The sequence below is a fragment of the Acidiluteibacter sp. genome (assembly GCF_055129545.1).
The window spans coordinates 46,592-72,529 of record NZ_JBSRUB010000007.1; the positions used below are offsets into that span (position 1 = coordinate 46,592).

Here is a 25,938-nt window from a genome sequence, read left to right on the forward strand (position 1 = left end):
ATGAACCAATTTATGAAAATGAAAAAAAGAACCTCGTTTCTGGTAATAGTCCTGCTGAATGTAATAACTGTCCAATCGCAAATAAGTGACACCTCATATTTTGATAAGGATTGGAAATTAACGACTAAAGTAAAAAAAAGTCACTTTTACAGAGTTGCAGTTTCAAATAAAAATGACTTGTCAGCATTGATTGACGTAACTGATTATTTTAAAAATGGAACCATTCAAATGAAAGGTGCATATTCATCTTTAAACCCTGAAGTAAAACAAGGAAAATTTGAATGGTATTATCCCTCCGGGAATATAAAAAAGGAAAGTCTATATCGAAATGATACGCTTTTTACTAGTCAGACATACACCGCAGAAGGAATTAAACTTCGCGAAACTGTTACACTGGCATACGTGAATAGCTTGAGTCCAGAAGAGCGTAAAACCTTGGGATACGAAGAAGAAAAATTTGATGTTCCCTCAATTTATCCTGAAGGAAATGATAAAATCCATTTATTCATTAAACAAAATGTAATTTATCCTCAAGAAGCACTAGATAAAAAAATTGAAGGCAGAGTTTTTGTATCGGTTAGAGTGACAGTAGAAGGAGAAATAAAGGATCCAAAAATTATAAACTACAAAACCATCGATACTATCTTACAAGTAGAAGCATTGCGGGTTACTAATTTATTACCAAAATCCAATTGGACTCCTGCAAAGTACAAAGGAAATAACGTTGAAACTTCTTTTAATTTTCCCATAAATTTTACGTTATGATAAATTATTTATAATTAGACTGCAGATGAAAGCCGAACAAATTCTAATTCAAACGAACCATCATGAAAAAACACCTCCAAGAATTATTCAGTTACCATCATGTAACCAATAAAAAAATAATTAACCATTTGTTATTGAATGAGCCAAACGTTTCTGAAAGAACCATCGAATTGTTATCACATTCCATAAATGCACATCAAATATGGAATGCTAGAATTAATGGTAGTGATCAGCTGGGCGTGTTTGAAGTTCATTCAATGGGTAAATGTTTGGAGATGGATTTTGCAAACTTTAAAGTGACGGAAGAGATTATTAAAACGAGTGATTTAGAAACAGTGATCACTTTTAAAAATACAAAAGGAGTAACTTACAATCATAGTGTTGTAGACATTTTACTGCATGTTTCTAATCACTTCTCCCATCACCGAGGACAAATTATGGCAGATATCACACAATCAGGAATTGATACCATTCCAACTGACTACATATTTTTTAAAAGGGAATCCGTATAAACCCAATTTTATGCAGAAATTTTTTCTCTCGGTAGCATCGGTTTTCTTGGGTTGGCAGTCTATCAAGCTGATTCTTCAAATACAACATTTCACTTCTGACAATTGGCTATTAACACTTTTATTGGCTTGGTTACTAACACTTTTTATCACTGGAGTATTCGCATTTTTAGTCTTTGCTTATCCCATTCAAAAAATGTTTCCTGAATCCTATTATAGGATTCGACATCCGAAACGCTTAAAAAAAATCTATAACTTGATGAAAGTAGACTATTTCAGAATAGCCCTTTTAGCCACTATTTGGAGATCTAAAAAGAAACAAAAAGGCTATTTTAATGGTCGAGCTGATGGAATAGACAACTTAATCACTCAATCTAAAAAATCTGAATGGGGACATTTTATGCCTTTTGTTTTCGTCAAACTTTCAATGATTTATTTCCTTAGTATTGGTTTAGTTCAATTGGCTATTTTCACCCTCTTCATCAATGTAATCGGCAATTTGTATCCCATTCTTCTGCAACGACATCATCGCATGCGGATTCAATTCATTAAAAATAGATTGAAATAAAAAAGGCCCATTAATTTGATTATCAATGGGCCTTTAAATGAATTAAAAATTCTAATAACTCAGTACTATTTTCTTAAATAATACTTTTTGATCAGAAGTTACTCTAATCGAATATACTCCTCGCTTTAACTTCTCGTCGGCCAATTGTATTTGTGTTGTATTTTGATTCATTGGCAGCGTCATTTGATAAACTAACTTTCCATTGAGGTCAAATACCTCAATCAATTTTTGAGTGTTAAATTCATTACTAAATTGAAGGTTTACTAGTCCCGTCGTAGGGTTTGGATAAATGGCCCATGCTAGACCTTCTTCTGGATTCGTTTTTATCGATGTATTCACATCATAAAGCACATAAGCTGTGTCAACCGATGGGCATCCCACCGTATTATTTGCGATAACCGTTATCATTTCAGTTTGACCGGCTTTTAGCGGGTCATAGTTGATGGTTTTGGTTTGATTAGTTGAATTATCAAACCACAGATAAGCACTAAAACCTGCTCCGGCATCGTAAGTATAGCTAACCACATTCAATAAATCTAAAGTAATATCAGGTCCAATACTTAATGGAGTTCCTGTATTTACAGTAACCAAGATGGAGTCAATCGCAAAACAAGAATTCCCATTAAATGATCGCACTATATACCATTTTGTATTGGAAGGACTTACTAAAATAGTACCAGAAGTCGCATTGGTGTTCCAAAGGTAATTAGGGAAGCTACTATTTGCGGTTAACGCGATAGTATCACCCAAACAGATACTGGTATTATTAGAAACGGTCAACACAGGTTTTTGTACAACAGAAACCGTAACACTGTCTATTTGCTGACAAGCACTGGAATTGCTCACCGTCACATAATACTTTGTGGTAATCGTTGGAGAAACAGCATTGGTTGCTGTTGTAGCAGAATTGCTCCAAACATAAGTTGAACCTCCTGAAGCGGTCAAGTTGATTGAATTCCCTGCACAAATGGTCGTATCATTTGTTAAAGATACCGTAGGCAATGAATTAACAGTCAAATTACTCGAATCTCTAGAAGTACATCCTAAACCATCCGTGAATTCATAATAGATTTTAAAAGTTCCAGCTGTTGTTGGATTAAATTGTCCATTAATTACTCCTGCTCCACTATAATAAGTTCCACCAGTCGGCAAACCTCCAGAAAGTGTTATCATCGAACTTCCTTCACAAACTGCAGTAAAGCTTCCTAATGTTACTGCAGGTTTCGGATTAACAGTCACTAATTGACTAGCTACGGCAGTACACCCATTTGAATTGGTCACTGTAACTGTATAGTTAGTTGAAGTGATTGGAGAAACAGTATTTGTAGCCGTAGTTGCTGCGTTACTCCATGCATAACTCACTCCGCCACTAGCAGTCAAAATGGTAGATGTTCCTTCACAGATATTTGATATTCCATTAATGCTTGCTGTTGGGTTGGGAACCACAGTTACCTCGATACTGTCTACTTTATGACAAGTATTCCCATTGCCAATGGTTACATAATATTTTGTGGTGGATAATGGAGATACCGTAATACTGGATATCGTTGCTGAATTGCTCCAAGAATAAGTTGTGCCTCCTGAAGCTGATAAAGTAATCGAGTTTCCTGCACAAATTGAAGTATCATTTGTTACAGACACAGTTGGCAATGCACTAACAATTAGATCGCTAGAATCTCTCGAAGTACATCCTATTCCATCCATGTAATCATAGTAAATTTTAAATGTTCCTGCGGTAGTTGGATTGAATTGTCCATTGTTTACACCTGCTCCACTGTAGGTTCCACCAGATGGTAAACCGCCTGAAAGTGTAATTAGTGGACTACCTTCACAAACTGCAGCAAAGTTTGCTAAAGTAACAGTCGGTGTTGGGTTCACAGTTACTAATTGGCTAGCAGTTGCCGTACATCCGTTTGAATTCGTTACCGTTACTGTGTATATTGTTGAAGAGGTTGGAGAAACGGTGTTCGCTGCGGCACTTGTAGCATTACTCCAAGCATAGCTTACTCCTCCACTCGCTGTTAGTGTTGTTGAAGAACCTTCGCAGATTAATGCTGTGCCACTAATGCTCGCGGTAGGATTTGGTGCTACAGTTACCGTAACGCTGTCTCTTTGTTGACATGCATTTGAATTACTTACTGTTACATAATATTTTGTCGTATTGGTTGGAGAAACTGTAATACTTGCTGTAGTCGCAGAATTGCTCCAAGCATAAGTTGATCCGCCTGAAGCAGTCAAGTTGATTGAATTCCCTGCACAAATGGTCGTGTCATTCGTTAAAGATACCGTTGGCAATGAATTAACAGTTAGATTACTAGAATCTCTAGAAGTACAGCCGATTCCATCTGTATAATCATAATAGATTTTATATGTTCCTGCTGCAGTTGGATTAAACTGTCCGTTGCTTACTCCTGCTCCACTGTAGGTTCCACCTGTTGGTAAACCTCCTGATAACGTAATTACTTGGCTACCTTCACAAACAGCAGTAAAGTTAGCTAAAGTAACAGTCGGTGTTGGGTTCACAGTAACTAATTGGCTAGCGGTTGAAGTACATCCATTTGAATTCGTCACTGTTACTGTATAAGTTGTTGAAGTGGCTGGAGAAACAGTATTCGTTGCAGTATTAGTAGCATTGCTCCAAGCATAGCTTACTCCTCCACTTGCTGTTAGTGTTGTTGAAGAACCTTCGCAGATTAATGCTGTTCCACTGATGCTCGCTGTTGGATTTGGCACAACAGTTACTGTTACGCTATCTCTTTGCTGACAAGCGTTGGAATTGCTTACTGTCACATAATATTTCGTGGTAGTTAGTGGAGAAACTGAAATACTAGCTGTTGTAGCAGAATTACTCCATGCGTAAGTTGAACCTCCTGAAGCGGTCAATGTGATTGAACTTCCTGCACAAATGGTAGCATCATTTGTTAAAGAAACTGTTGGCAGCGGATTAACAATCAGGTTACTAGAATCTCTAGCAGAACAACCCAAACCATCGGTATAATCATAATAGATTTTAAATGTTCCTGCTGTAGTTGGATTAAATTGTCCATTATTGACTCCTGTTCCACTGTAAGTTCCTCCTGATGGTAAACCACCTGAAAGGGTAATCACAGAACTGCCTTCGCATACTGAAGCAAAACTCCCTAGGGTTACTGCAGGCGTTGGATTGACAGTTATAGTTCCTGTCGCAGTGTCTTTGCCACACTGGTTGGTATAAATGTATCTAACTTGAAAAGTTCCAACTCCTGAAATAGCCGGATTAAAAACTCCATTTACAATTCCTATTCCTTGATACACCCCATTTGCAGGGCTTCCTTCAGTTAATGCATATGTTCCATCATTAATACAGAATACAGGTAAATTAGCTAAAGTTGCTGTTTGAATGGTATCTACTTTAATAGTTCTAGTTGTAGAACTTGAACAACCATTACCATCAGCATAAGTGTATGTAATCACATGACTACCACCTCCTGCTGCGGCAGGATCAAAGATTCCTCCCGAAACACCATTGCCAGAAAATACTCCTCCAAAAGGAAATGCATTTGTTAATGTAAAGGAAGGTGAGGTTATACAAATGTTGGACAGCGGTGCGAAGAAAACTGTTGGCGCTGGTTTTACAAAAATTACAACGGAAGCGGAATCTTTACATCCACCATTGGAATAAACGTAAGTTAACGTCTTGTTACCAATTCCTGCTAAAGAAGGATCAAATACCCCATTTGTAATTCCGGTACCTTTATAAATTCCTCCAACTGGCAGACCTCCTGATAATGGAAATGGGGTTTCAAACTGGCAAGCAGTATCTCTGAGTGTAAAAGTAACAGTTGGTGGAGTTCCTACTTCTACCCTTACGCTTCGGGAGGTATCAACACATCCTGCTCCATTAACAATCACTTGATAATTTCCTGTACTGTTAGCCACCACATCTCGGTATACTTCTCCGGTTAATTGTGTGCTATTCCTTAACCATTGAAAAGTGGACGCAGCAGCAGGGTTTGCCTGAATTCTTACTGTTTGACCTTGACATAAATTGGTATCCCCATTAAAAATGAATGGAATCGGAGAAGACCCACACTCACTCATTTTAAATAAAATAGAAGTACTTGTCGTATTTAATCCTGTGAAAAAAGTAGATCCAAATTGTGCCAGTCCTGTGTAAGACCCTAATACGTATATATTTGGACCAATATCACTCGAAATACCTATACCATACTCCACGTTTCCACCACCTCCTGTTTGGTACCAATTTATATTAAGAGCTGTATCTAAGTTAGCAACTATAATATCTTGATTCCCATTAGTAAAAGTCTTTTTATTATTAAACTCTAGGCTATCTCTAAAACTACCAACCAACACCAATTCATCGTTAGCAGTATATTTAATTCTAGGTGTACTGAAACCAATTACCGCATAATCTTTCAGATATATTAAAGTACCAATAGAATCCATTTTTGCGATATACCAATGATAATCAAAAGCGGGAGCGGTTATTGATTGCCCCTGGAACTGAAACGTATTCCTGAATACTCCTGCTAAATAGATTTCATTATTATTTCCTACTTCAATTTGTGCAGCAGCTGAAATGGAAGTAGAAACGCCTCCAGAAGCGTTTTTAAACCAATCACAAGCTGAATTGGTGTAACGAATAATGTATTGATCTGATAGTCCTGATGAGTTCCCTGTTGCCAATACATTATTTGACCCTAGCAAATACGTATTTCTTAAAACGCTTGATAATAAATAAGTAGAATCAGATAATCCAAAAATAGCCCCAACAGAGGAAGAGGAAGAATTTGAGGCTGTTGCACCAGCGACCTTACTTAACATTTTCAAATCTCCTGATAAATTCCAACGTGCGACATAAATATTGCTCTGAAAAGGAGTGACAGGTTGAATAAGTGAGAAAGTGCTATTTGTTACAGAAATTGTTCTAGTGAGGCTCCCTGTCAAATACAAGCTATTGTCGACTACGGAAATATCAGTCACTCCATTTGCAGGGAAAAAGTTACCAGGTGAGTAGATTCCTCGGATCCATTGAGCGACTCCCTGAGAATTTAATTTAACGACAAATGCCTCTCTACCATTGGATGAAGAGCCAGAACTGCTATTAAGGACCAAGGAGCTCCAATTGGTGGTATTGGTATATTGTCCAACAATATAAATATTCCCAAATTGGTCCAATTCCATATCTATAAAATCATCATAATCAATGTCTGATCCTCCTTTTATAGCCCAACGAAAATTTCCTAATGTGTCATAGTTTGCCACGTAAAGACTTCTAAAACTGGTCCCACTTGAAAGGACAGTTGACCCAAAACTAACAGATCCCTGAAATTCTCCAGCAACGTATATATTGTTCCCAAATACTTTTGTAGAGGCGGATGTGTTTCCAAATGTAGAGCTTGAGTAGATTTTCATCCATTCATAACGCTGTGCATGCAAAAGATTACCTGCTAAAAATAGAATTCCCAATAATAATAAATAGCTTTTTTTCATCATTTAATGATTTAATTGAAAGAACATTAACTTATTCTTAATCGAATTAACTTATTAATATAAATTAATCGACTAACTATTTAAGACGCACTAATTTAATAAATAGTTGGACAACTGTTAAAAAAAACAAAAATTTATCTTCAATTATCCATTTATCCTTCCCTATCGCCTTTTGAAGAATAATGCCAATAAACAGTTGCTACTTTTCTATAAATTGCAACATCTTTTTAAATTGTAGTTATGAAAAAAACAATTCTTCTATTCGGATTAACAGTGAATATGTTATTTAGTTCAGCTCAAGAAAACCTAACCTATCAAAAACCGGTCAAAGAAATTTTAGATTTGGTCGATGTGCCTTTAGCACCATATGTATTAATGCCTGAAGACAAATCGTCCATGCTCCTTATATATAGGGATGCATATAAAACAATAGAAGACTTATCGCAAGAAGAAATGCGATTGGGTGGATTGAGAATTGATCCAAAAACCAACATTAGTAGTCGTGCGAATTACTTCAATAACATTAAAATTCAGAACCTTTCTGATAAAAAAACAGTACCTAAACAAATCTCAGGTCTGCCCGAAAATGCTAAATTGACCAACTTTATGTGGTCACCTGATCAATCTAAAATAGCAATGACCAATACCACTGCAAAAGGTGTTTCAGTTTGGGTGATTGATTTAAAATCAGCGAAAGCAACCAAGATTACTGAAGAAAAGGTCAATGCCAATTTAGGCGATCCGATAAATTGGTATGAAGACAATGAATCATTGTTGGTAAAAATGGTTTCGTCTAAAAGAAAAGCTTTAATCAATACCAAAGAAGCCATTCCAACTGGTCCAACTATTTCAGTAAACGATGGAAAAAAGGCTCAAAACCGAACGTATCAGGATTTATTGAGTAATAAAAATGATGAACACAATTTCGAGCAATTGTCACTTTCTGAGCTATTCAAAGTAGATTTAAATGGTAAAAGTAACCTGATATTGGCAAGTGATCTTTACGACGAAATCAAATTTTCACCTGATGGAGAATATGTATTGATTTCTACCATCAAGAAACCGTTTTCTTACATTGTAACTTACCGGAGATTTCCTTCCTCTACGGTCATTTATTCCAAAGATGGAAAATTGGTTGAAACCATAGTAGAAACTCCACTTTTGGAAGAATTGCCTCAAGGATTTATGGCGACTCAAGAAGGCAGAAGAGATATACAATGGAGAGATGATCAACCGGCTACACTAGCATTTGCAATGGCATTGGATGGAGGAGATCCTGAAAAGGAAGTTGACTTTAGAGATGAAGTGTTTCAATTGGAAGCACCTTTTAATGGAACCCCAAAAAGTTTGATTAAAACCATCAACCGATTTTCAGGTGTGCGTTGGGGAAATGAAACTACTGCTATTGTATACGATTATTGGTGGAACACTAGAAATACCAAAGTCTATAAACTCAATCCTTCACAAGTATCAGAGCCAGCCATTTTGTTTGATCGAAACTATCAAGATAAATACAGCGATCCCGGAAGTTTTGAGATGAAAAGAAATCAATTTGGAAGCAATGTTTTAGCGCTAAATGGCTCATTTGCCTTTTTAAAAGGTGATGGATTTACTGAAAAGGGTCAATTTCCATTCTTGGATCAGTATGATTTAAATACATTAAAAACCAAAAGATTGTATCAATCAAAATACACCAACAAAATTGAAGACATCAGAGGTTATGATGTTGCAAAAAATGAATTAGAGGTAAGAATAGAGTCGGCCACAGAATACCCAAACTATTACTTCAGAGACTTAAAAACAAATAAATTAAGACAAATCACTGCATTTGAAAATCCGTTTAAAAGCATCCAAAATGTGCACAAGGAAGTTATTTCATACAAGCGTGAAGATGGTTTAGAACTTTCAGGAACACTCTATTTACCTGTTGGTTATGACAAAGCTAAAAAAGAAAAAATGCCGATGATAATATGGGCATATCCAACTGAATACAAAGACAAAGCCAGTGCAGGACAAAATACCTCCAATCCAAATGAATTCACATACCCTTATTATGGTTCGCCAATTTACTGGGTAAATCGAGGTTTTGTTGTTTTAGACGATGCATCATTTCCGATTGTTGGTGAAGGTGACACTGAACCAAATGATTCATTCAGAAAACAATTGGTTGACAATGCAAAAGCAGCCATTGACGCCGTAGATCAATTGGGTTACATTGATAGATACCGAGTAGCCGTAGGCGGACACAGCTATGGCGCCTTTATGGTGGCCAATTTATTATCTCATTCTGATTTATTCGCAGCAGGAATTGCTAGAAGTGGCGCCTACAATAGAACGTTGACTCCATTCGGTTTCCAAAGTGAAGAGCGAAATTATTGGGAAGCACCTGAAGTATACAATACGATGTCTCCATTTATGCATGCCGATAAAATGAAGACCCCACTCCTATTGATACATGGTGAGGCAGACAATAACTCGGGAACCTATCCGATGCAAAGTGAACGCTATTTCAATGCTTTGAAAGGATTGGGTGCCACTGTTCGATTGGTAATTTTACCAAAAGAAAGTCATGGTTACAGTGCCAAAGAAAGTATTCTGCACTTATTGTGGGAACAAGATATGTGGCTGGAAGAGCATGTAAAAAACAAAAACCTAGCAAAAATTAAAGAGTAAGTCATTTTATTATTTTAATGAGGCAACCAAATGGCTATTTCATTGTCATTATTAATAAGAATTTTCACTATTCATTAAAATCTATTTTTTTAAACGTATTTTAGTCCATCTTTATTTGATTTAATTCAATACCCTATGAACAAAATTGCCCTACTCGTTGGAGCCTTTTTAATGATAAATGCATCAATTGCGCAGCGCACTGTCGGAATCTTTCAAAACGATTCTACTGCATTGAATGGTTACACGCTTTTTGCTCCAATCAATGCTACAGAAACTTATTTAATTGATAACTGCGGAGAATTAGTAAATAAATGGAGTGCGAGTACTTATAAACCCGGTCCAGCGGTTTATTTGTTAGAAGATGGATCTTTACTTAAAACAGGTAAAATCCCAACAGGAACAATTATAACTGGTGGCTCAGGTGGCCAATTGGAACGGTACAATTGGGATGATAGTTTAACTTGGTCCTATGCATTTGATGGACCAAATTATCGACAACACCATGACATCACGCCATTGCCCAATGGCAACTTTTTGGTGCTCTCATGGGATGTTAAATCAAGAAATGATGCGGTAGCGGCAGGACTAGACATCTCTCATTATGATGGAGAATTGTGGTCTGAAAAAATAACAGAAATCAAACCGATTGGTGCTGACTCAATTCAAGTGGTTTGGGAGTGGTTTTTATGGGATCATTTGGTTCAAGACTTAGATGTCGGCTTACCGAATTATGGTGTTATTGATCAAAACCCACACAAAGTAGACCTCAATTATTCCAACAACAATGGGATTAGTAAAGACTATTTTCACATCAATGGATTAGATTATAACCCTGATTTGGATCAAATTATAATGTGTGTGAGAAACTATGATGAATTTTGGATTATTGATCATAGCACCACAACTGCTCAAGCAGCAACTAACACTGGTGGTTTAAGAGGAAAAGGGGGCGACCTTTTATTCCGTTGGGGAAACCCTGAAGTTTATGGAAAAGGTACCATTAATGACAAAAAGTTGTTTGGACCTCACAATCCAAATTGGATAAAAAAGGGCTATAGAGACGAAGGAAAAATAATGGTTTTTAATAATGGCTTTAACCGAACAAATCAAGTTTCCAATGTTGAAATCATTGCTCCTGTCATAAACAGTAGCGGAGCATATACCATGATGAATGATGGAACTTTCAATCCAAATCAACCAGAATGGATTTATCAAATGCCAGTTTTCGTAGATTTTGTTTCTGGTGCGTCTAGGTTACCAAATGGAAATACATTCATTACAAGTGGACCAGACGGTCATTTTTATGAATTAGACCGACAAGATCGATTGGTTTGGGAATATATAAGTCCAGCTGATTTAAACAATACCTACGTTAGTCAAGGAAATAATCCTATTGGTAATACCGTATTCAAAGCGATTAAATACAGTGAAGATTATCCGGCTTTCGCCAATCGGACAATAACTCCGATGGGACCAATTGAGTTGAATCCAATAGCATCTAACTGTGTTATCTATAGTAAAACATTAGTTGGGCTTACAGATAATTCTACCAACGAATTTGAAGTTAAAGTCATTCAAAATCCAATTTCAGATCAGTTAAGAATAGAAAATAAAACCAACAACAAAGTGAACATTCAAGTGATTGACTTATTAGGTAGAGAAATTGTGAACATAGTATCAGCAGATGAGTTCATCACGATACCAGCTTCTACATGGAACAATCAACTATATTTAGTTGTGGTCAGACAAAACAATCAAGTTCACCAACAGAAAATAATCAAACGATAAACGACAAGCATCGTTTCAATAATAAGCCAACTTAAATTCAGTGAAATGAGATTGAGTTGGCTTTTTTTGTTACCCTTTAATTCGATTATAACTTTCTAATTTTAGGTACTCCCCCCCTATTTTTTTGTATTTTTTAGATTACTTTCGGTTTTGGATTAAATCCCCTTTTGAAGAATATAATAACATCAAAATATAAAGAAGACACCACACACTCCGTTCACTAAAAGTAAAATACTCCAATGAAAATATTAACCTTACTATCGTTTGTGCTGACTCTCGCGCTACTCTCTTGTGGGAAAGCAGATAATCCTATCAGAGAAAAAGCATTCAGCATTAAAGCTAAATCGAATTCGGAAGATCAAGAGTTATATCGTCTAATTATGGAAAAAGACAGTTTACTGTTTCAAATTGGCTTTAATGAAATAGACACACATCAAGTTGCCCAATTAACAGCGACAGATTTTGAATTCTATCATGATGAACATGGAATTACGGAGACTAAAAACGAATTCATAAATAACATCAATGGAATTCGAGAATTACCTTTTAAAACATGGCGCACTTTAGTAAAAGGATCAATGGAGGTATTTCCGTTGTATAAAGATAACAGTCAGGTGTTGTATGGCGCCATTCAAAATGGGATTCATGATTTTTACCAACAAAATGAAGGAGAAGCTGCTCGAAAAACAAACACAGCCAAGTTCACTCATTTGTGGCTGATTGAAAATGGCGATTGGAAATTAAAACGAGTACTGAGTTACGATCATCAAGTTCCGAAAGAATAAGCTATTAATAGAGGAATTCTCAATTTCAAACTCACACTTTAACCCTCTAATTTCCATCCACTCTGTCGCTACTTATTGCAATTTTTAGATTATCTTCGGGTAGTATCATCAAAATAATGCTATGACTTCAGAACAAGAGCTTATTTTGGTCACCCCTTAGTCAGAATTTAAAATTAACTAATATGACAGACAAAGAATTACAATTATATTTCCATGAAATTGAGGAAAATTTTAATCAAGCTGTGATTTCAAATAAGGTGGATGAAATAAAAAAATGCATTACTGAAGATTGGGTCTTGGTTGATGGTCAAGGTGGAATAATAAACCAAGAAGGTTTTTTTAACGTGTTAGAACAAGGATTACTTTCTCATTCAACAATGAAAAAAGAGATTTTGAGAGTAAAAGTATATGGCAATATTGCATTAGTAACAGGACGTGGACAAAATACTGGAACTTGGCAAGGCCAGCCGATGGAAGCTGACGAATGGATAACTGATGTCTACAAAAAACAAAATGATCAATGGCTCTGTGTATTAACTCACCTAACACCAGTAAAAAAATAAAAACAATTCGTTTAACTAAAAAATAGATCGAAAATTATGTATTTACTTCACGGAAAATTAACAGCTAAATCGGGACACACGGATGAACTTGCCACTATTTTATTGAAAGCTTCGAAACTTGTATCCTCCGCAAAAGGTTGTAAAATTTACGCCATTGGAAAAGATAAGAATGACCTAAATGCTGTTTTTGTAACTGAAATTTGGGAAAGCAAAGAAGACCATGACAACTCTCTAAAAGTTGAAGGAGTAAAAGAACTTATAATGAAAGCAATGCCAATTTTAGACGGACAGCCGACTAAAGGACAAGAACTTGAGATTTTAGGCGGCGCAGGAATATAAAAATAGTCTGTCGTATTTCCTTTACAAAAAATCAGCTAGTGATTGCTTTTCAAAATAGCAACTCACAAGATTCAACTTATTCGAGTTTTAAATTATTCTCGGGTTGGATTAATTAAAAACTTAGCTTTAACGCAGCCACCAAAGACTTGACAGCCTGTGAGTCATTTCCAATTGTTAGCGGGAATTGCCCCTTAAACAACAGTCAACTTCATTTTGAACACAAACAACTGCATTTTGGACACAACCAAACTTGTTTATCTTCTGAGCTTTGTACTTCACAATTAAATTAAAAAAATGAAGTATAAAATATTAGGAAATACAGGCTTAAAGGTTTCATCGCTTTGTTTGGGCACTATGAATTATGGTGGAAAAGGTTTCTTTGGCTACATGGGTAACCTTGATCAAGATCAAGTCGATGAACAAATCAAAACGGTAACCGAAGCCGGTATTAATTTTATAGATACCGCCAACATATATTCAGATGGACTCTCCGAAGTAATGATTGGTCAGGCCATCAAAAATATGGGTATCAATAGAGACAATTTGGTTTTGGCAACCAAAGTGAGAGGCACCATGGGCAAAAGTGAAAACGATCTTGGTCTTTCCAAAAAACACATTATCAAACAAGTGGAAGGCAGCTTAAAAAGGTTGGGGACAGACTATATCGACCTTTATCAAATCCACACAGCAGACCCTTTGACTCCTATAGAAGAAACCATCCGAACATTGGATGATTTGGTGCGAAGTGGTAAAATCAGGTACTTCGGAGCAAGTAATCTGGCTGCTTGGCAATTGATGAAAGGCTTGGCGTATTCACAATACAATCATTTAGATCGATTTGCTTCGCTTCAAGCCAATTACTCATTGGATGTAAGGGATGCAGAGCGTGAAATTGTGCCATTACTGCTTGATCAGAAGGTAGGAATGATGATTTGGAGCCCGCTTAGTGGGGGTTTACTTACAGGCAAATACAAACGTGATGGCCAAAAAGGAGAAGGACGATTAAACAGTTTTCCATTTCCACCTTTTCATGAAGAAAGAGCGTATGATGTTTTAGATGTCCTTGCTCCAATGGCTGAGCAAAAGCAAGTATCCATCTCTCAATTGGCATTGGCTTGGTTATTACAACAACCAGTGGTAAGCAGTGTAATTATAGGTGCTACTAAATTTCATCAACTTCAAGACAACTTAAAATCCGTAGATATTGTTTTTACTGAAGAGGAATTAAGTCTACTGAATGAGGCTAGCAAATTACCTCTTGAATATCCAGGCAATGTTTTAGAAATAATGACGGCAGACAGAAGTGCTGGAGCCAATTTTTTAAATGCTTAAACTTACAATTCCATATAGTAGGCAGTTGATCATCACTGCCTACTGATTTTAAATATGAAAAATACAGCCCACACTATCCAAAAAATAGGTTCAGTAAAAGAACTCCATTCGTTTATGGGCTTGCCAAGTCCATTAAATCCTTTGATTACCATTATTGACCATGCCAAAACAGTAAATCAAAGTCCATCTACTCATCAAAAATTGGTGCTCGATTTCTATAATATTTCCATCAAAAGAAGTTTTAAAGGAATCTTGAAGTACGGTAAAAATCACTATGATTTTGATGATGGCACCATGTCCTTCATTGCGCCAAATCAAATAATAAGCACCGATAGCGAAGAGGACAGAAATAAAGATGGCTGGTCCTTATTGTTTCACCCCGATTTAATCAGGCAATATCCATTGGCCAAAGCCATTAAAAATTATGGCTATTTTTCTTACTCGATAACGGAAGCTTTGCATCTATCAGATGAAGAAGAAAAGACAATCGAAGCAATTGTTCAAAATATTGAAAGAGAAATAAATGCACGATTGGATAATTTCAGCCAAGACGTAATTGTCTCAAATCTTGAATTGCTTTTAAGCTATTGCAACCGCTTTTACAGCAGACAGTTTATTACAAGAAAAATGGCAACAAACGATTTGCTTGCACACTTTGAGAACAGTTTGAGCAACTATTTTACAACCGATTCCGATTTGACATTACCAACAGTAGAGAAATTAGCGGCCGAATTAAACGTTTCATCTTCCTATTTGAGTGATATGCTCAGAAGTTTAACGGGACAAAACACCCAACAGCACATACATGAAAAATTGATTGAAAAAGCCAAAGAAGTTTTAACAACAACCAATTTGACAGTTAGTGAAATTGCTTACCAATTGGGCTTTGAATATCCACAGTCATTCAGCAAGTTATTCAAAATAAAAACCAGTTTGACCCCAATGGAGTACAGACAATCATTTAATTAAAATGGCACAATACATGAAACTACTATTGTTTTTCTGTTTTGGAATAATGGTATCATCCTGCAATAATCAAAGCACTGTTTCCGAAAAAGAAATGGAACAAATCATTATTGAGAAGTACGAAAATATGCGAACTACATTAAAAAATGGTAATTCGGATTATGTCTTAAATATGCATACAAAAGATGCCATTCTATTTTTGCCAAGTGGAAAGGAAGTGGCAGGAATTATGGAATTAAGACCCTTTTATGAAAAAGTAGCTAGTACAGGAATTGACATAAAAAGTGTCCCAACTGCCATTGAATTCTTGTCTGATGATGTAGTTTTTGAAGTTGGAACGTTCACATCAACTTCTAAAACAGGCAGTCAAAATTCTGCGAAGTACATTAATATTTGGAAAAAAGTGGATGGAGATTGGAAAATAGTTAAAGCAATAGATCAAGCTATATTGTAATTTGGAAATTACTAGAGTTATTGTTGTAGATATAAAAAGGCGAATCCCTCCTGAAATTATAATCCTTTTTAAATGATACCGCTCGCTGAATAGCACTCAATTTTAGCTCAGTTCCTTTTTCTATTAGTTATGACTCAACCACAGAGTATAATTAATTAGAAAATGATGAACATTTCAATTGTCGCGTTTTAGGATTACCACCGCTTTTAGTAAAATTTAAAGAATAAAAAATCTGGATACTAAAACTGAAAATATCAGTAGCAGTCAACATTTCATACCTCTCTCGTCCCTTTTTCCTACCCCATTTATTCACTCATTCTTAATAACTAAAATTAGATTTGCTCCGAAATAAAATTATAAACATATATTTTAGAGTTATGAAAACGAACACATTTTTAGTATTATTTTTTTTGGTTTTTAGCAATGTTTTGCTCGGTCAAATTGCACAAGCTTCTGCAAGTATCGATACCTATGCGCCTAACTATTTTAACGATGGTTTTTCAGCAGAAGAAAGTTGGAAAATTCATAAGGCAGCTTATGTAAAACAATTAAAGTCGAAAGGATTATCAGATGAAGAAATAAAAAAGAGCCTGCTTACCTATGAGAAAGATAAGGCAGAGTTTATTGCTCAAGTAAAAGAACAGCGCAGACTAGCAGAAATTCACAGAAAAGAAGCGACCAAACTAAGAGCACAAGCAGAAATTCAACGTCAAAAAGCAACTGAACAAAGAAGATTAGCTGAAATTCAACGTCAAAAGGCAGATGAATTAAGAGGTATAGCAGATGAGCAACGAAAAAAAGCAGAAGAACAAAGTGGAGAAAATTCAGCTTTGAGAGAACAAGCTGACGAATTAAGAAAGCAAGCTGATGAACTAAGAAAACAAGCTGACATACTAAGCGTAGAAGCAGATAACCAAAGAAAGATAGCTCAAGAATGGAGAAAGAATTCTAAGACTATTTTGACAGAGAATGTAACCCTCACCAAACAATCTAAAAATAATAAACCAATAACTTTTAACGTGGATTCTAAAACCACCTTGCACATTGGTATTAGAGCGCACTTAGGTTCTGGAACTACATTAATTGAAATATACAATCCTAAAGGAATTAAAGAGGGCGAGTTGTCATTGGACTTAAAATCAACATCCGTTTCAAATAAAGGAAAAGAGGTGAAAAAAGAAACCTCAGGTTCTATCGATAAAACCATCTCAAGCGCTGAAGTTGGAGAATGGCAAATAAAAATTTCATCTCAAAAAGCTGAAGGATCCGTGGCTATTTCAGTCGCTCAAACTAAATAATCTAATTAGATGAATAAAGTATTAAAAAGCACGCTCCTCCTACTTTTTCTTCTGCTGTGCACTCAAACTAAAGGAATTTCAGAATCAGTTGGTAAAATATCTGGTACGTTGATCTTAGACGATTCTTGGGAACGAAAAATATATGTCTCTTATATAAAAACGTTCGAGAAAGAATTCGCTGTTTCTAACGACTTAATCATTACGAGTGCAGTTATTGATAGTCTTGGGAACTTTACAATTCAATTGGATAAAATTCCCCGAAACTGGTCTTTTCTGCGTTTACACATTGTCAAAAATGGAGTCTCTCCAAACTCGTTGATCATTGGCAGCGAAGACGAAAATTTTCTATTCTTAATCGCAAAAAAAGACTCTGAAATAGAACTATTCAATACAGAAGGCATTCCTATATTCTTGAATGTAAAGTTAGAGGGAGCTGACTATATGAAGACCTTTGATCACATTCAGCTATTGTATAATTATCCCAATTTTATAGACTATGAGAATTCAGTAATTGAAAAGGAGTTTATCAAGGAAGTGGTTTCAGAAAAGTTAAAAGTGGTGGCAGATACTTCATCCAATCCTTTGATTTCACTATATGCCATTTACAAAACCGATTTTCAATCTGATTACAGCTTAAATCCCACATTTTATGAAAACTACTTATCAAAATGGGAAAACGAAAACAGCTCCTATTTTAAATCATTTCGACAAAAATTTCCACTTGCGATGCCTCATTTTTCAACTAAAGAAAGCACTAATTATACTGTTTTTTTCGTGAGTGTTGTCAGTATTATTTTGATAATGCTATTGATTTATCTAAAAAATAAGACCCAAAAAATCAATAAATTAAGTATTCAAGAAAGGAAAATTTTCGATTTAATCCGAAATGGTGCGAGCAACAAAGAAATAGCCACTGAATGCAACATTGAGTTGAGTACAGTAAAATCTCATGTAAGTAGTATATACGCTAAACTGAAGGTAAAGTCTCGGAAAGAAGCAATCAATTTAAAAATTAAAAAACCGTAAATGGAAAACGAAACTGCTCCGATTAGGATACAACTCTCCCTCAATCTCCACTCACAAATGTTAAGCTCCTTATTTCCATCTACTCCACCTCTATTTATTGCAATTTTTAGATTATCTTCGAGTTTGATTTCAACCGCCAATTGCACAAAAAATCAACATATAATCCCGACATCCATCACCGCAGATCTGTTCGATTAAAAGGATATGATTATTCAAGTGCAGGACTGTATTTTATTACGATATGTTGCCAAAATAGAATTAGCCGATTTGGCCATATTGAAAACGGAACGATGATTTTAAATGAATTTGGAAAGGTGGCCAATGATGAATGGATGAATACACCCAATATTAGAAAAAACATACAATTGGGCGAATTTATAATTATGCCCAACCACATGCACGCCATCATACAAATAATGCATGCGCCCAATAATGAATTGCAAATTAGTACGGGCGAATTGCATTCGCCCCAAAACATAGAATTGAATTTGCCTCAAAGCACAGAAGAATTGCATTCGCCTCAAAGCATAGAATTGAATTCGCCCCAAAGCAGCCAAATGGATGCCAATGACAACACAGAATTGAATCCTCCGGATCAAAAGGGCGTTTGCAAAACGCCCCCACAGCCCCCACACTTCCCACTATCCCCTTCACAAACCATTGGAGTAATTGTTCGAGGATACAAATCATCTGTGACCAAACAATTGAGATTATTGGGACTCAATGACAAATTATGGCAACGAAATTACCACGAACACATTATCAGGAATGAAAAAGCGCACGAAAACATTTCGAATTACATCATTAACAATCCTTCAAAATGGGATAATGACAAATTTTATAACCAATAAATAGTGAATTCAAATCTAACAGAACCCAGATGGCAACAGTAAAATAAATGTTCATTTGAAGAAAGAATGAGTTACGAAAGAATAGGTTATTCAAATATAGAAAGTTTCCATATAACTCAACTTATTTATTATCTTTGTACATGTCAAACGACAATAAAATAAATGAAACCAAATTTTGAAGTAGTTTTTCTTGAACAAGCCATTGATTTTATGTCCAAGTTGGATTTAAAAGCAAAAAAGAAAATCTATTACAATTTGGATAAGGCGAAACTCGAAAATGATTCAAAACTGTTTAAAAAACTAACCGATGACATTTGGGAATTTATACCGATTTAGCTATCAAATATCGCGTATTTCGTTCCTCAACCACTCGTTTGTTAGCAGGTCAGCATTTACCAATTCTACATTTTTAAACTATTTGTTAAGAACAATATATAGCCATCGTACTTGTCGTGCGAGCAAATTAAAAACTTAATTGGTATAAGAACACTCTATAAAGGAATTCAATACAGACTCTTTGCATTTTGGGACAAAACAGACAAAACTGAAACACTTGTATTGTCAACACATGGAATTGTTAAAAAGGTTAGTAAAATTCCAAAAGCAGAAATAGAGAAAGCATTGAAAATTAGAGCTGAATATTTTGACGAATAAACTTAAAATGATGAACACAAAAAATAGAAAGATGAAAATGATGACCCTTGACCAAATGAAGGACAAGGACATTGGAAAAGTAGGTACTACAGAACGAGATAAATACGAATTTGATTTGCAAATCGAGGTTCTTGGCGATATGATAAAGTCTGTCAGAAAAGAACGGAAACTGACTCAAGAGCAACTCGGCGAATTGATTGGTGTTCAAAAATCACAAATTTCGAAATTGGAACGAAATACTAAAAACGTAACTATAGAAACGATTTTAAAAGTCTTCAGAGCATTAAAAGCAAATGTTCGATTTAGTATCGAAATGAACGATTCGGAATTTAAAGTAGCATAACCAGTCAGTTTAGATGGGCTCCACCCCTTCGCCAAACTATACCCCCCCGCTCCGAAGGGTTTGCAACCCTTCGTTAAACTTAAACTCGATAACCCTCTAATTCCCATCCACTCCACCTCTATTTATTCAAACTTTTACATTAACTTCGGGTTTGGACTCTTAAATTGATTGAATAATAAAAAATAGAGATGTCGTGATAGGCTATTAATCATATCTACTTGTTGGGATTAATTAAAAACACATGAAATCAATATTCACTCTAATATTTGCCCTTTATAGTTTTTCGTCATTTAGTTGTACTTGTGGAAGTTTAAATAAGCTTAGCAAGAAAATTTATAAAGATGCGTCTGACGTTTTTATCGGTCAATTAATCTCTATTGATAATTCAGTAGATAAAAAAGGAATTGAAAGTGATAAACTAACGTTTGTCGTTGAGAGAAATCTGCTAAACAAAGATTATAGAGACACTATTTCTGTATTGACGACAACTTCTAATTGTGGACTTGGTGCTTTGATAGGCGAACATTGGTATATTTTCGCTCACAATAATTACGTGGATCAATGTGGTCACTCACATCATCTTGATAAAGTAATTTCAAAAGAGTTCGGTATTGAGGCATATAATTGGGCAAAAGAAAGGTATGACAAATCACAGAGAAATTATGAGGAGGAACTTAAATTAATTGAACAATTCCTGGAAAAGAAAAAAAACTAATCCGCCCCCAAAGCTTTCCAACACTTTGCCAATCTTTACTAACCTTTAACTTTCTAATTTTTAAGCACTCCACCTCTATTTATTAAAACTTTTACATTATCTTCGGGTTTGGAAAATGAATTAGTTTAGAGATAAAAATGGATTTAGCGCACTCTACGAGTAACATCCACTTGAGAGTATTAATCAGATAAACGTCAAAATGGAAAAAATGGATAAACCAATTCCTTGCAAAGAAAAATGGTCAAATATGACTCCAGCAGAAGGCGGAAGAATTTGTAAATCTTGTACAAAACTAATCGTCGACTTTAGAAAAAAGACATGGGCAGAAATTGAAAAAAAGCAGTCTGAAAATAACAATTCAATTTGTGGTATTTATTCAAAAAGACAACTAAACAATTGGGGACAAGAGATTACGACTAAAAGTGAGCATTTGAAAAAAATAGCAGCAGTTGCTGCCATATCAACAGCATTGACTATTAACACTTTTGCACAGAGTGATTCAAAAGAAAATAAATCCATAACCATTCACGGAACTATTTCTACCCTTCCTTCGGACACTTTTAATCAGGGACCAATTTCTAATGCAAGTGTAAAGCTTGATTCAACTAAAACGTTAGCTATTACGGATAGTAATGGCCATTATTCTATATCAATCTTAAAATCAAAAATTCAAACAAATAAGATAATGTTTTCTGCAAATGCAGAAAACTATGAGTCCAAAGCTATTATTATACAATTAGACACATTAAAAGGCGATAGTATAGAGCTAAATGCAGCGCTTGAAATTAAACAGCATGAGCCTCTTTTTCATCTTGAAACGCAAACGATTTCTTTCTATGCAACTCCACCAACATTATTAGATACTGCTAAAGAAAAAATAAAGTCATTAATTAAAACAAAGTAACTTCACTTAAATCACTTGTCGCTCCTTTTGCTTTCTAACTCCGTTTCGAAGGGTTTCCAACCCTTCGCCAATCCTCAACCACTCTTTAACTTTCTAATTTTTAAGCACTCCACCTCTATTTATTGAAACTTTTAGATTATCTTCGGGCTTGTTTTTTTAGAGATTGAATGAAGTATCTGTCTCTATAGTAAAGCAAAATCAGTTTAGATGAAAGCTTATTAAATTTGTAGATTTCTGAATATTTCAATTTACGGCTATGGAAGACTTTTTGCGCAAATTAAAATTAGTTGATAACTTGAGAGTAGAATTAAAAATAGGTAAATCTGATTTTGTTTCTAAATTGTCTGGTATTGTAGATAAAGGCAGTACAAGCTTTTTTTCAGATACTTTTGATATATTTAGTAAAAGTAAAAATGAGTTTAAAGGTGAGGTAAACATAAACTCATTCAAAATTAAACGCAAAAAAAGATTTTTAGATGCAAATTATAACACTGTAATTGCTTCCGGAAATTATTATCAAAAAGAGGATAGCCTAATTGTTGAATCAGAAATCAGAGGTTTTCATAAAATATTCTATTACTACTATGCAGTTATATTACTATTTTACCTTATATTTTTCTTTGGCTTTGCATTTTGGAACAATGACCAAGCACTAAATCTGAACATAATTATGATGCTTTTTATCATCATCCACGCTGCATTTATGATAAGCCTACCGCTAATTCTAATGAAAAAGGCTGTTAGAAAAATGAAACGTGAGCTAGAAAGAGAATTCATTTACATAACACAAGTATAAATTCAATAATAACTAAAGTCTAAAAGAAATAAGTCAAGTTCTCTACTCCAATAACCTTCCAACCTCTCCCAAATCCCCTCTCACTCTTTAACTTTCTAATTTTAAAGCACTCCACCTCTATTTATTCAAACTTTTACATTATCTTCGGGTTTGGAAAAAAAATGATTACTTGATGAAAAACATCTATTGATCAGTTTTACGTGTCCGCCGAAGTGGAAACGACAACAAACGACTTTATATCTATTTTTAAATAGTTAAAAGTTTTATTAAATTAAATAATTAACATTTTAAAATATGGATATGACGAAGCCTGTGCGTCATATCCATATTTTAGCTCCCATTAGAAAATAACACCTACATTTAATATGAAATTTTCACAAAGAATAGGAAAAACCAAGATTAGAGAAACCATACAGATTGATGATATTGACACAGTACTTAAAAATAGATTGTGGAATAATATATTACAAGACTTTCTTAGAAAATTAGGAGATAGTCTTAGTGAAAAAGTCTATATCCTTATTTGGACGGAATTTTTCACTAATCCTATTGATGAATTTCCTCGAGGATTTTACGATACACATCAAAAAGAGAATAATGCCTATATAAAGGATTGGTTCTATAAAACTGAATGGTACAATATTTATGATTTTATAGAATTTGTTGCTTCGCTTGATTCTCAAATACAGCATACGAAATATATTGAAAATTGTAATATGAGTCTTGAGAGAGAAGTGTCTGGATATAGGATTGTGGATAAATCTGTTGTTCAAATCACAACTGAAGAAGAAATTGATGCCATAGAATCAGCATTAACTTCAACTTCAAGATGGAAAACTGTAAATGAACATTTAAAAACAGCATTAAAATACCTTGCTGATAGAAAATCTCCAGATTATAGAAATTCCATCAAAGAATCGATTTCTGCAATTGAAAGTTTTTGCAATATAATTACAGGAGAAACAAAAGCAACATTAGGACAAGCATTGAAGCAGATTGAATATAAATGGGAAATTCACAAAGCATTAAAAACTTCCTTTAGTGCATTGTATGGATACTCTAGTGATGAAAGTGGGATTCGTCATTCCTTATTAGAAAATGGACAGGAAATTACATTTGAGGATGCTAAATTTATGTTAGTTTCTTGTTCTGCTTTTGTGAACTATTTGAAAATAAAAATAGAGAAATAACCGAACTCTTTGAATGAAAAAAACGTGTGCTACAAAACATATAGCTTATGGCTAATGAAAGGCTGCCGACCAGATTTACGCTCTATAGACAGCTTTAGTTTCGGTGTACAAAAAGAACTTCAAAAAGCCCCATGTTTCATAGCTAAACTTCATACTTTATTATCGAACAAATGGAAAACTCAAAAAAAAATTACATTGTTTTTTTTGTCCAAACTATTGGAATTAAGAGAAATATATCAAAAAGAAAACTGGGGAAATTGCCCACCTTTACCGGGACCTTTTACTGAAAACTTAATCGCTGAATTAAAAGGTTTTTCAATTAGAAAGAGAATTTCAGAAGATGAACCACATTCTAAAGGAAATGATCTTATTGATAGTGAAGGAAGAGAATACGAAGTTAAATCAACTTCATCTCTATCAGGAACTACATCATTCAAATACAAGGCATTCCATCAATTAATTTGGCTATATTTTGATTTTGAAAATAAGTTAATTGTAGTTAGTTATATCCCTCATCATAATGTAAAATCTTACTTCGAACAAACAATAAGTTCCTTAAAAAAGAAGAATAATCTAACTTCAAAGGAGAAAAAAAAATTGGAAAAACATAGAATTATATTTGGAGGTACCCGAGGGAATTTGACAATGAATAAATTCCAAGTAACAAGCAAAGAAACTTATTCAATGGATTCTTTAACATTAATCAAAAATGACTAAAAAAACCATTCAGAAACCAGAGAACTGGCAAGATTTTGAAACCTTATGTAAGAAATTATGGGGTGAAATTTTTGAAATACCTCATGAGATTAAAAAAAATGGTCGAAGTGGTCAAGCCCAACACGGTGTAGATATATATGGTAAACCAAAAGGAGAATGTAAAAATGTTGGGATACAATGCAAAGGGAAAGACGATTACACGAATGCAGTACTTACCGAAAAAGAGATTGATTCTGAAATTGAAAAAGCTAAGTTGTTCAAACCAGCTCTAGGAGTATTATTATTTGCAACCACTGCAAATAAGGATGCAAAAATTGAAGAATATGTCAGACTAAAAGACGAGGAATCTGGATTTAAAGTTCTATTATTTTCATGGGAAGATATTGCTGACTTAATCGAAGAAAATAAACATACGCATGATTGGTATGTCAAAGATTTAATGCATAAAACAAAGTACGACTTCAGAATACGGTTCAATGACTTTAAAGAATCTATTACTTTATCTCCTGTACTCGAAAAAAAAATAATTAAACATGAGTATTTCGAAAAATCTCTAGAAGAGATAAACCAAGAGTCAAGACTGTTAATCGAAAACATACAAAAGACTTTAACTCAACCTGGATTAAACATCGCAAGAATAAATATTACTAACCCTTTTAAATCAGAATACATCAATAAATCATGGGTAGAATTTGAAATTATTTTGGAAAATTCTGGTAATATGGTTCTTGAAGACTGGTTTTTTAGCATGACTTTCAATGAAGGAGTTTATGTTTTAGATGATGATTCAAGTGGTATTATGATGGGAGACATTTCCATGATTAACCTAAATAAGGACGACCCTAGATGGATCGATAAAAAGAAAAAAACAATTAATTACAACCCAAAACAAAAGGCAGTATTAGTTCAAGGTGAAAGTCGTTATTTTAAAGTGTCAATTCTTCCAGAGTTAAATTCGAAAGAAGTAAAGTTCGAATGGTCAATTAAAGCACGAGATTTCAGCAAGAAAGGTATTGAAATAATTAATCTTGCACCCACCTACAAACTCATAAAAGAAACGATTGAAGCATTAACACCTGAAGAAGAAAAAGAAGAGATAAAAGTGAATTATTATAGAATCAAAAAATAAAGTACAATCATTAAGGTTAGAAATTAATTTGGTTTAGTGTATGTACCTATAACTTTTGCTAAATATGAATATTAACCTCT

Annotated in this window: 24 protein-coding genes; 23 read left to right on the forward strand and 1 reads right to left on the reverse strand. The window is 34.6% G+C overall.

Going from position 1 to position 25,938, the window contains the following annotated elements; all coding sequences use genetic code 11:
* The first annotated feature begins 18 nt into the window (after positions 1-18).
* The 3 genes from ACTB0X_RS02905 (at position 19) to ACTB0X_RS02915 (ending at position 1,842) form a co-directional block, all read left to right on the forward strand.
* Positions 19-765, forward strand: coding sequence for an energy transducer TonB (locus ACTB0X_RS02905; RefSeq protein WP_463023483.1), 747 nt, complete (start codon positions 19-21; stop codon positions 763-765).
* 62 nt (positions 766-827) lie between these two features.
* Complete coding sequence (locus ACTB0X_RS02910; protein WP_463023484.1) at positions 828-1,277, forward strand: DinB family protein; 450 nt, start codon at positions 828-830, stop codon at positions 1,275-1,277.
* Positions 1,278-1,287: 10 nt separating this feature from the next.
* Positions 1,288-1,842, forward strand: a complete 555-nt coding sequence (locus tag ACTB0X_RS02915) for a glycosyl-4,4'-diaponeurosporenoate acyltransferase CrtO family protein (RefSeq protein WP_463023485.1) — start codon at positions 1,288-1,290, stop codon at positions 1,840-1,842.
* 51 nt (positions 1,843-1,893) lie between these two features.
* Here ACTB0X_RS02915 and ACTB0X_RS02920 read toward each other — a convergent pair whose 3' ends face one another.
* On the reverse strand, positions 1,894-7,335 hold the full coding sequence (locus tag ACTB0X_RS02920; protein WP_463023486.1) for a T9SS type A sorting domain-containing protein: 5,442 nt from the start codon (positions 7,333-7,335) through the stop codon (positions 1,894-1,896).
* 240 nt (positions 7,336-7,575) lie between these two features.
* Here ACTB0X_RS02920 and ACTB0X_RS02925 point away from each other — a divergent pair, with 240 nt between their 5' ends.
* The 20 genes from ACTB0X_RS02925 (at position 7,576) to ACTB0X_RS03020 (ending at position 25,858) form a co-directional block, all read left to right on the forward strand.
* The gene (locus ACTB0X_RS02925) at positions 7,576-10,008 is read left to right on the forward strand and encodes an alpha/beta hydrolase family protein (RefSeq protein ID WP_463023487.1); all 2,433 of its coding nucleotides are present in this window, start codon (positions 7,576-7,578) and stop codon (positions 10,006-10,008) included.
* Between the two features lie 135 nt (positions 10,009-10,143).
* Positions 10,144-11,796: an aryl-sulfate sulfotransferase gene (locus ACTB0X_RS02930; RefSeq protein ID WP_463023488.1), complete on the forward strand. Its 1,653-nt coding sequence runs from the start codon at positions 10,144-10,146 to the stop codon at positions 11,794-11,796.
* 239 nt (positions 11,797-12,035) lie between these two features.
* Positions 12,036-12,581: a nuclear transport factor 2 family protein gene (locus ACTB0X_RS02935; protein ID WP_463023489.1), complete on the forward strand. Its 546-nt coding sequence runs from the start codon at positions 12,036-12,038 to the stop codon at positions 12,579-12,581.
* A gap of 182 nt (positions 12,582-12,763) precedes the next feature.
* Complete coding sequence (locus ACTB0X_RS02940; RefSeq protein ID WP_463023490.1) at positions 12,764-13,144, forward strand: nuclear transport factor 2 family protein; 381 nt, start codon at positions 12,764-12,766, stop codon at positions 13,142-13,144.
* 36 nt (positions 13,145-13,180) lie between these two features.
* A complete protein-coding gene (locus ACTB0X_RS02945; protein ID WP_463023491.1) occupies positions 13,181-13,483 on the forward strand; it encodes a putative quinol monooxygenase in 303 nt (100 codons plus the stop codon).
* Positions 13,484-13,777: 294 nt separating this feature from the next.
* Positions 13,778-14,815, forward strand: coding sequence for an aldo/keto reductase (locus ACTB0X_RS02950; RefSeq protein WP_463023492.1), 1,038 nt, complete (start codon positions 13,778-13,780; stop codon positions 14,813-14,815).
* A 54-nt stretch (positions 14,816-14,869) separates the two neighbouring features.
* Positions 14,870-15,784, forward strand: a complete 915-nt coding sequence (locus ACTB0X_RS02955; RefSeq protein WP_463023493.1) for a helix-turn-helix domain-containing protein — start codon at positions 14,870-14,872, stop codon at positions 15,782-15,784.
* Between the two features lie 13 nt (positions 15,785-15,797).
* Positions 15,798-16,235 (forward strand): YybH family protein, encoded by a 438-nt coding sequence (locus ACTB0X_RS02960; protein ID WP_463023494.1) that lies wholly within the window; start codon positions 15,798-15,800, stop codon positions 16,233-16,235.
* A 377-nt stretch (positions 16,236-16,612) separates the two neighbouring features.
* Positions 16,613-17,533, forward strand: a complete 921-nt coding sequence (locus ACTB0X_RS02965) for a hypothetical protein (RefSeq protein ID WP_463023495.1) — start codon at positions 16,613-16,615, stop codon at positions 17,531-17,533.
* Between the two features lie 9 nt (positions 17,534-17,542).
* Positions 17,543-18,559 carry a response regulator transcription factor gene (locus tag ACTB0X_RS02970; protein WP_463023496.1) on the forward strand — a complete coding sequence of 339 codons (1,017 nt, stop codon included), beginning with the start codon at positions 17,543-17,545 and terminating at the stop codon, positions 18,557-18,559.
* Between the two features lie 140 nt (positions 18,560-18,699).
* Positions 18,700-19,410, forward strand: a complete 711-nt coding sequence (locus ACTB0X_RS02975; protein ID WP_463023497.1) for a transposase — start codon at positions 18,700-18,702, stop codon at positions 19,408-19,410.
* Between the two features lie 162 nt (positions 19,411-19,572).
* The gene (locus ACTB0X_RS02980; RefSeq protein ID WP_463023498.1) at positions 19,573-19,746 is read left to right on the forward strand and encodes a hypothetical protein; all 174 of its coding nucleotides are present in this window, start codon (positions 19,573-19,575) and stop codon (positions 19,744-19,746) included.
* A gap of 111 nt (positions 19,747-19,857) precedes the next feature.
* Positions 19,858-20,064: a type II toxin-antitoxin system RelE/ParE family toxin gene (locus ACTB0X_RS02985; RefSeq protein WP_463023499.1), complete on the forward strand. Its 207-nt coding sequence runs from the start codon at positions 19,858-19,860 to the stop codon at positions 20,062-20,064.
* A gap of 10 nt (positions 20,065-20,074) precedes the next feature.
* Entirely contained in the window at positions 20,075-20,407 is a 333-nt protein-coding gene (locus tag ACTB0X_RS02990) for a helix-turn-helix domain-containing protein (protein ID WP_463023500.1), read from the forward strand.
* A 241-nt stretch (positions 20,408-20,648) separates the two neighbouring features.
* Positions 20,649-21,122 (forward strand): hypothetical protein, encoded by a 474-nt coding sequence (locus ACTB0X_RS02995; RefSeq protein WP_463023501.1) that lies wholly within the window; start codon positions 20,649-20,651, stop codon positions 21,120-21,122.
* 208 nt (positions 21,123-21,330) lie between these two features.
* Entirely contained in the window at positions 21,331-22,026 is a 696-nt protein-coding gene (locus tag ACTB0X_RS03000; RefSeq protein ID WP_463023502.1) for a peptidase associated/transthyretin-like domain-containing protein, read from the forward strand.
* 256 nt (positions 22,027-22,282) lie between these two features.
* Positions 22,283-22,822, forward strand: a complete 540-nt coding sequence (locus tag ACTB0X_RS03005; protein WP_463023503.1) for a hypothetical protein — start codon at positions 22,283-22,285, stop codon at positions 22,820-22,822.
* Between the two features lie 365 nt (positions 22,823-23,187).
* Complete coding sequence (locus tag ACTB0X_RS03010; RefSeq protein ID WP_463023504.1) at positions 23,188-24,012, forward strand: AbiJ-NTD4 domain-containing protein; 825 nt, start codon at positions 23,188-23,190, stop codon at positions 24,010-24,012.
* A gap of 54 nt (positions 24,013-24,066) precedes the next feature.
* A complete protein-coding gene (locus tag ACTB0X_RS03015) occupies positions 24,067-24,729 on the forward strand; it encodes a hypothetical protein (RefSeq protein ID WP_463023505.1) in 663 nt (220 codons plus the stop codon).
* Positions 24,722-25,858, forward strand: a complete 1,137-nt coding sequence (locus tag ACTB0X_RS03020) for a hypothetical protein (RefSeq protein ID WP_463023506.1) — start codon at positions 24,722-24,724, stop codon at positions 25,856-25,858. Before ACTB0X_RS03015 ends, ACTB0X_RS03020 begins: the two co-directional genes overlap by 8 nt.
* Positions 25,859-25,938: the final 80 nt, after the last annotated feature.

Bases quoted from the DNA above. Each gene is read 5' to 3' on its own strand.
- ACTB0X_RS02905 (WP_463023483.1), top strand. From the start codon at position 19: ATGAAAAAAAGAACCTCGTTTCTGGTAATAGTCCTGCTGAATGTAATA.
- ACTB0X_RS02910 (WP_463023484.1), top strand. From the start codon at position 828: ATGAAAAAACACCTCCAAGAATTATTCAGTTACCATCATGTAACCAAT.
- ACTB0X_RS02915 (WP_463023485.1), top strand. From the start codon at position 1,288: ATGCAGAAATTTTTTCTCTCGGTAGCATCGGTTTTCTTGGGTTGGCAG.
- ACTB0X_RS02920 (WP_463023486.1), bottom strand. From the start codon at position 7,335: ATGAAAAAAAGCTATTTATTATTATTGGGAATTCTATTTTTAGCAGGT.
- ACTB0X_RS02925 (WP_463023487.1), top strand. From the start codon at position 7,576: ATGAAAAAAACAATTCTTCTATTCGGATTAACAGTGAATATGTTATTT.
- ACTB0X_RS02930 (WP_463023488.1), top strand. From the start codon at position 10,144: ATGAACAAAATTGCCCTACTCGTTGGAGCCTTTTTAATGATAAATGCA.
- ACTB0X_RS02935 (WP_463023489.1), top strand. From the start codon at position 12,036: ATGAAAATATTAACCTTACTATCGTTTGTGCTGACTCTCGCGCTACTC.
- ACTB0X_RS02940 (WP_463023490.1), top strand. From the start codon at position 12,764: ATGACAGACAAAGAATTACAATTATATTTCCATGAAATTGAGGAAAAT.
- ACTB0X_RS02945 (WP_463023491.1), top strand. From the start codon at position 13,181: ATGTATTTACTTCACGGAAAATTAACAGCTAAATCGGGACACACGGAT.
- ACTB0X_RS02950 (WP_463023492.1), top strand. From the start codon at position 13,778: ATGAAGTATAAAATATTAGGAAATACAGGCTTAAAGGTTTCATCGCTT.
- ACTB0X_RS02955 (WP_463023493.1), top strand. From the start codon at position 14,870: ATGAAAAATACAGCCCACACTATCCAAAAAATAGGTTCAGTAAAAGAA.
- ACTB0X_RS02960 (WP_463023494.1), top strand. From the start codon at position 15,798: ATGAAACTACTATTGTTTTTCTGTTTTGGAATAATGGTATCATCCTGC.
- ACTB0X_RS02965 (WP_463023495.1), top strand. From the start codon at position 16,613: ATGAAAACGAACACATTTTTAGTATTATTTTTTTTGGTTTTTAGCAAT.
- ACTB0X_RS02970 (WP_463023496.1), top strand. From the start codon at position 17,543: ATGAATAAAGTATTAAAAAGCACGCTCCTCCTACTTTTTCTTCTGCTG.
- ACTB0X_RS02980 (WP_463023498.1), top strand. From the start codon at position 19,573: ATGAAACCAAATTTTGAAGTAGTTTTTCTTGAACAAGCCATTGATTTT.
- ACTB0X_RS02990 (WP_463023500.1), top strand. From the start codon at position 20,075: ATGAACACAAAAAATAGAAAGATGAAAATGATGACCCTTGACCAAATG.
- ACTB0X_RS02995 (WP_463023501.1), top strand. From the start codon at position 20,649: ATGAAATCAATATTCACTCTAATATTTGCCCTTTATAGTTTTTCGTCA.
- ACTB0X_RS03000 (WP_463023502.1), top strand. From the start codon at position 21,331: ATGGATAAACCAATTCCTTGCAAAGAAAAATGGTCAAATATGACTCCA.
- ACTB0X_RS03005 (WP_463023503.1), top strand. From the start codon at position 22,283: ATGGAAGACTTTTTGCGCAAATTAAAATTAGTTGATAACTTGAGAGTA.
- ACTB0X_RS03010 (WP_463023504.1), top strand. From the start codon at position 23,188: ATGAAATTTTCACAAAGAATAGGAAAAACCAAGATTAGAGAAACCATA.
- ACTB0X_RS03015 (WP_463023505.1), top strand. From the start codon at position 24,067: ATGAAAGGCTGCCGACCAGATTTACGCTCTATAGACAGCTTTAGTTTC.
- ACTB0X_RS03020 (WP_463023506.1), top strand. From the start codon at position 24,722: ATGACTAAAAAAACCATTCAGAAACCAGAGAACTGGCAAGATTTTGAA.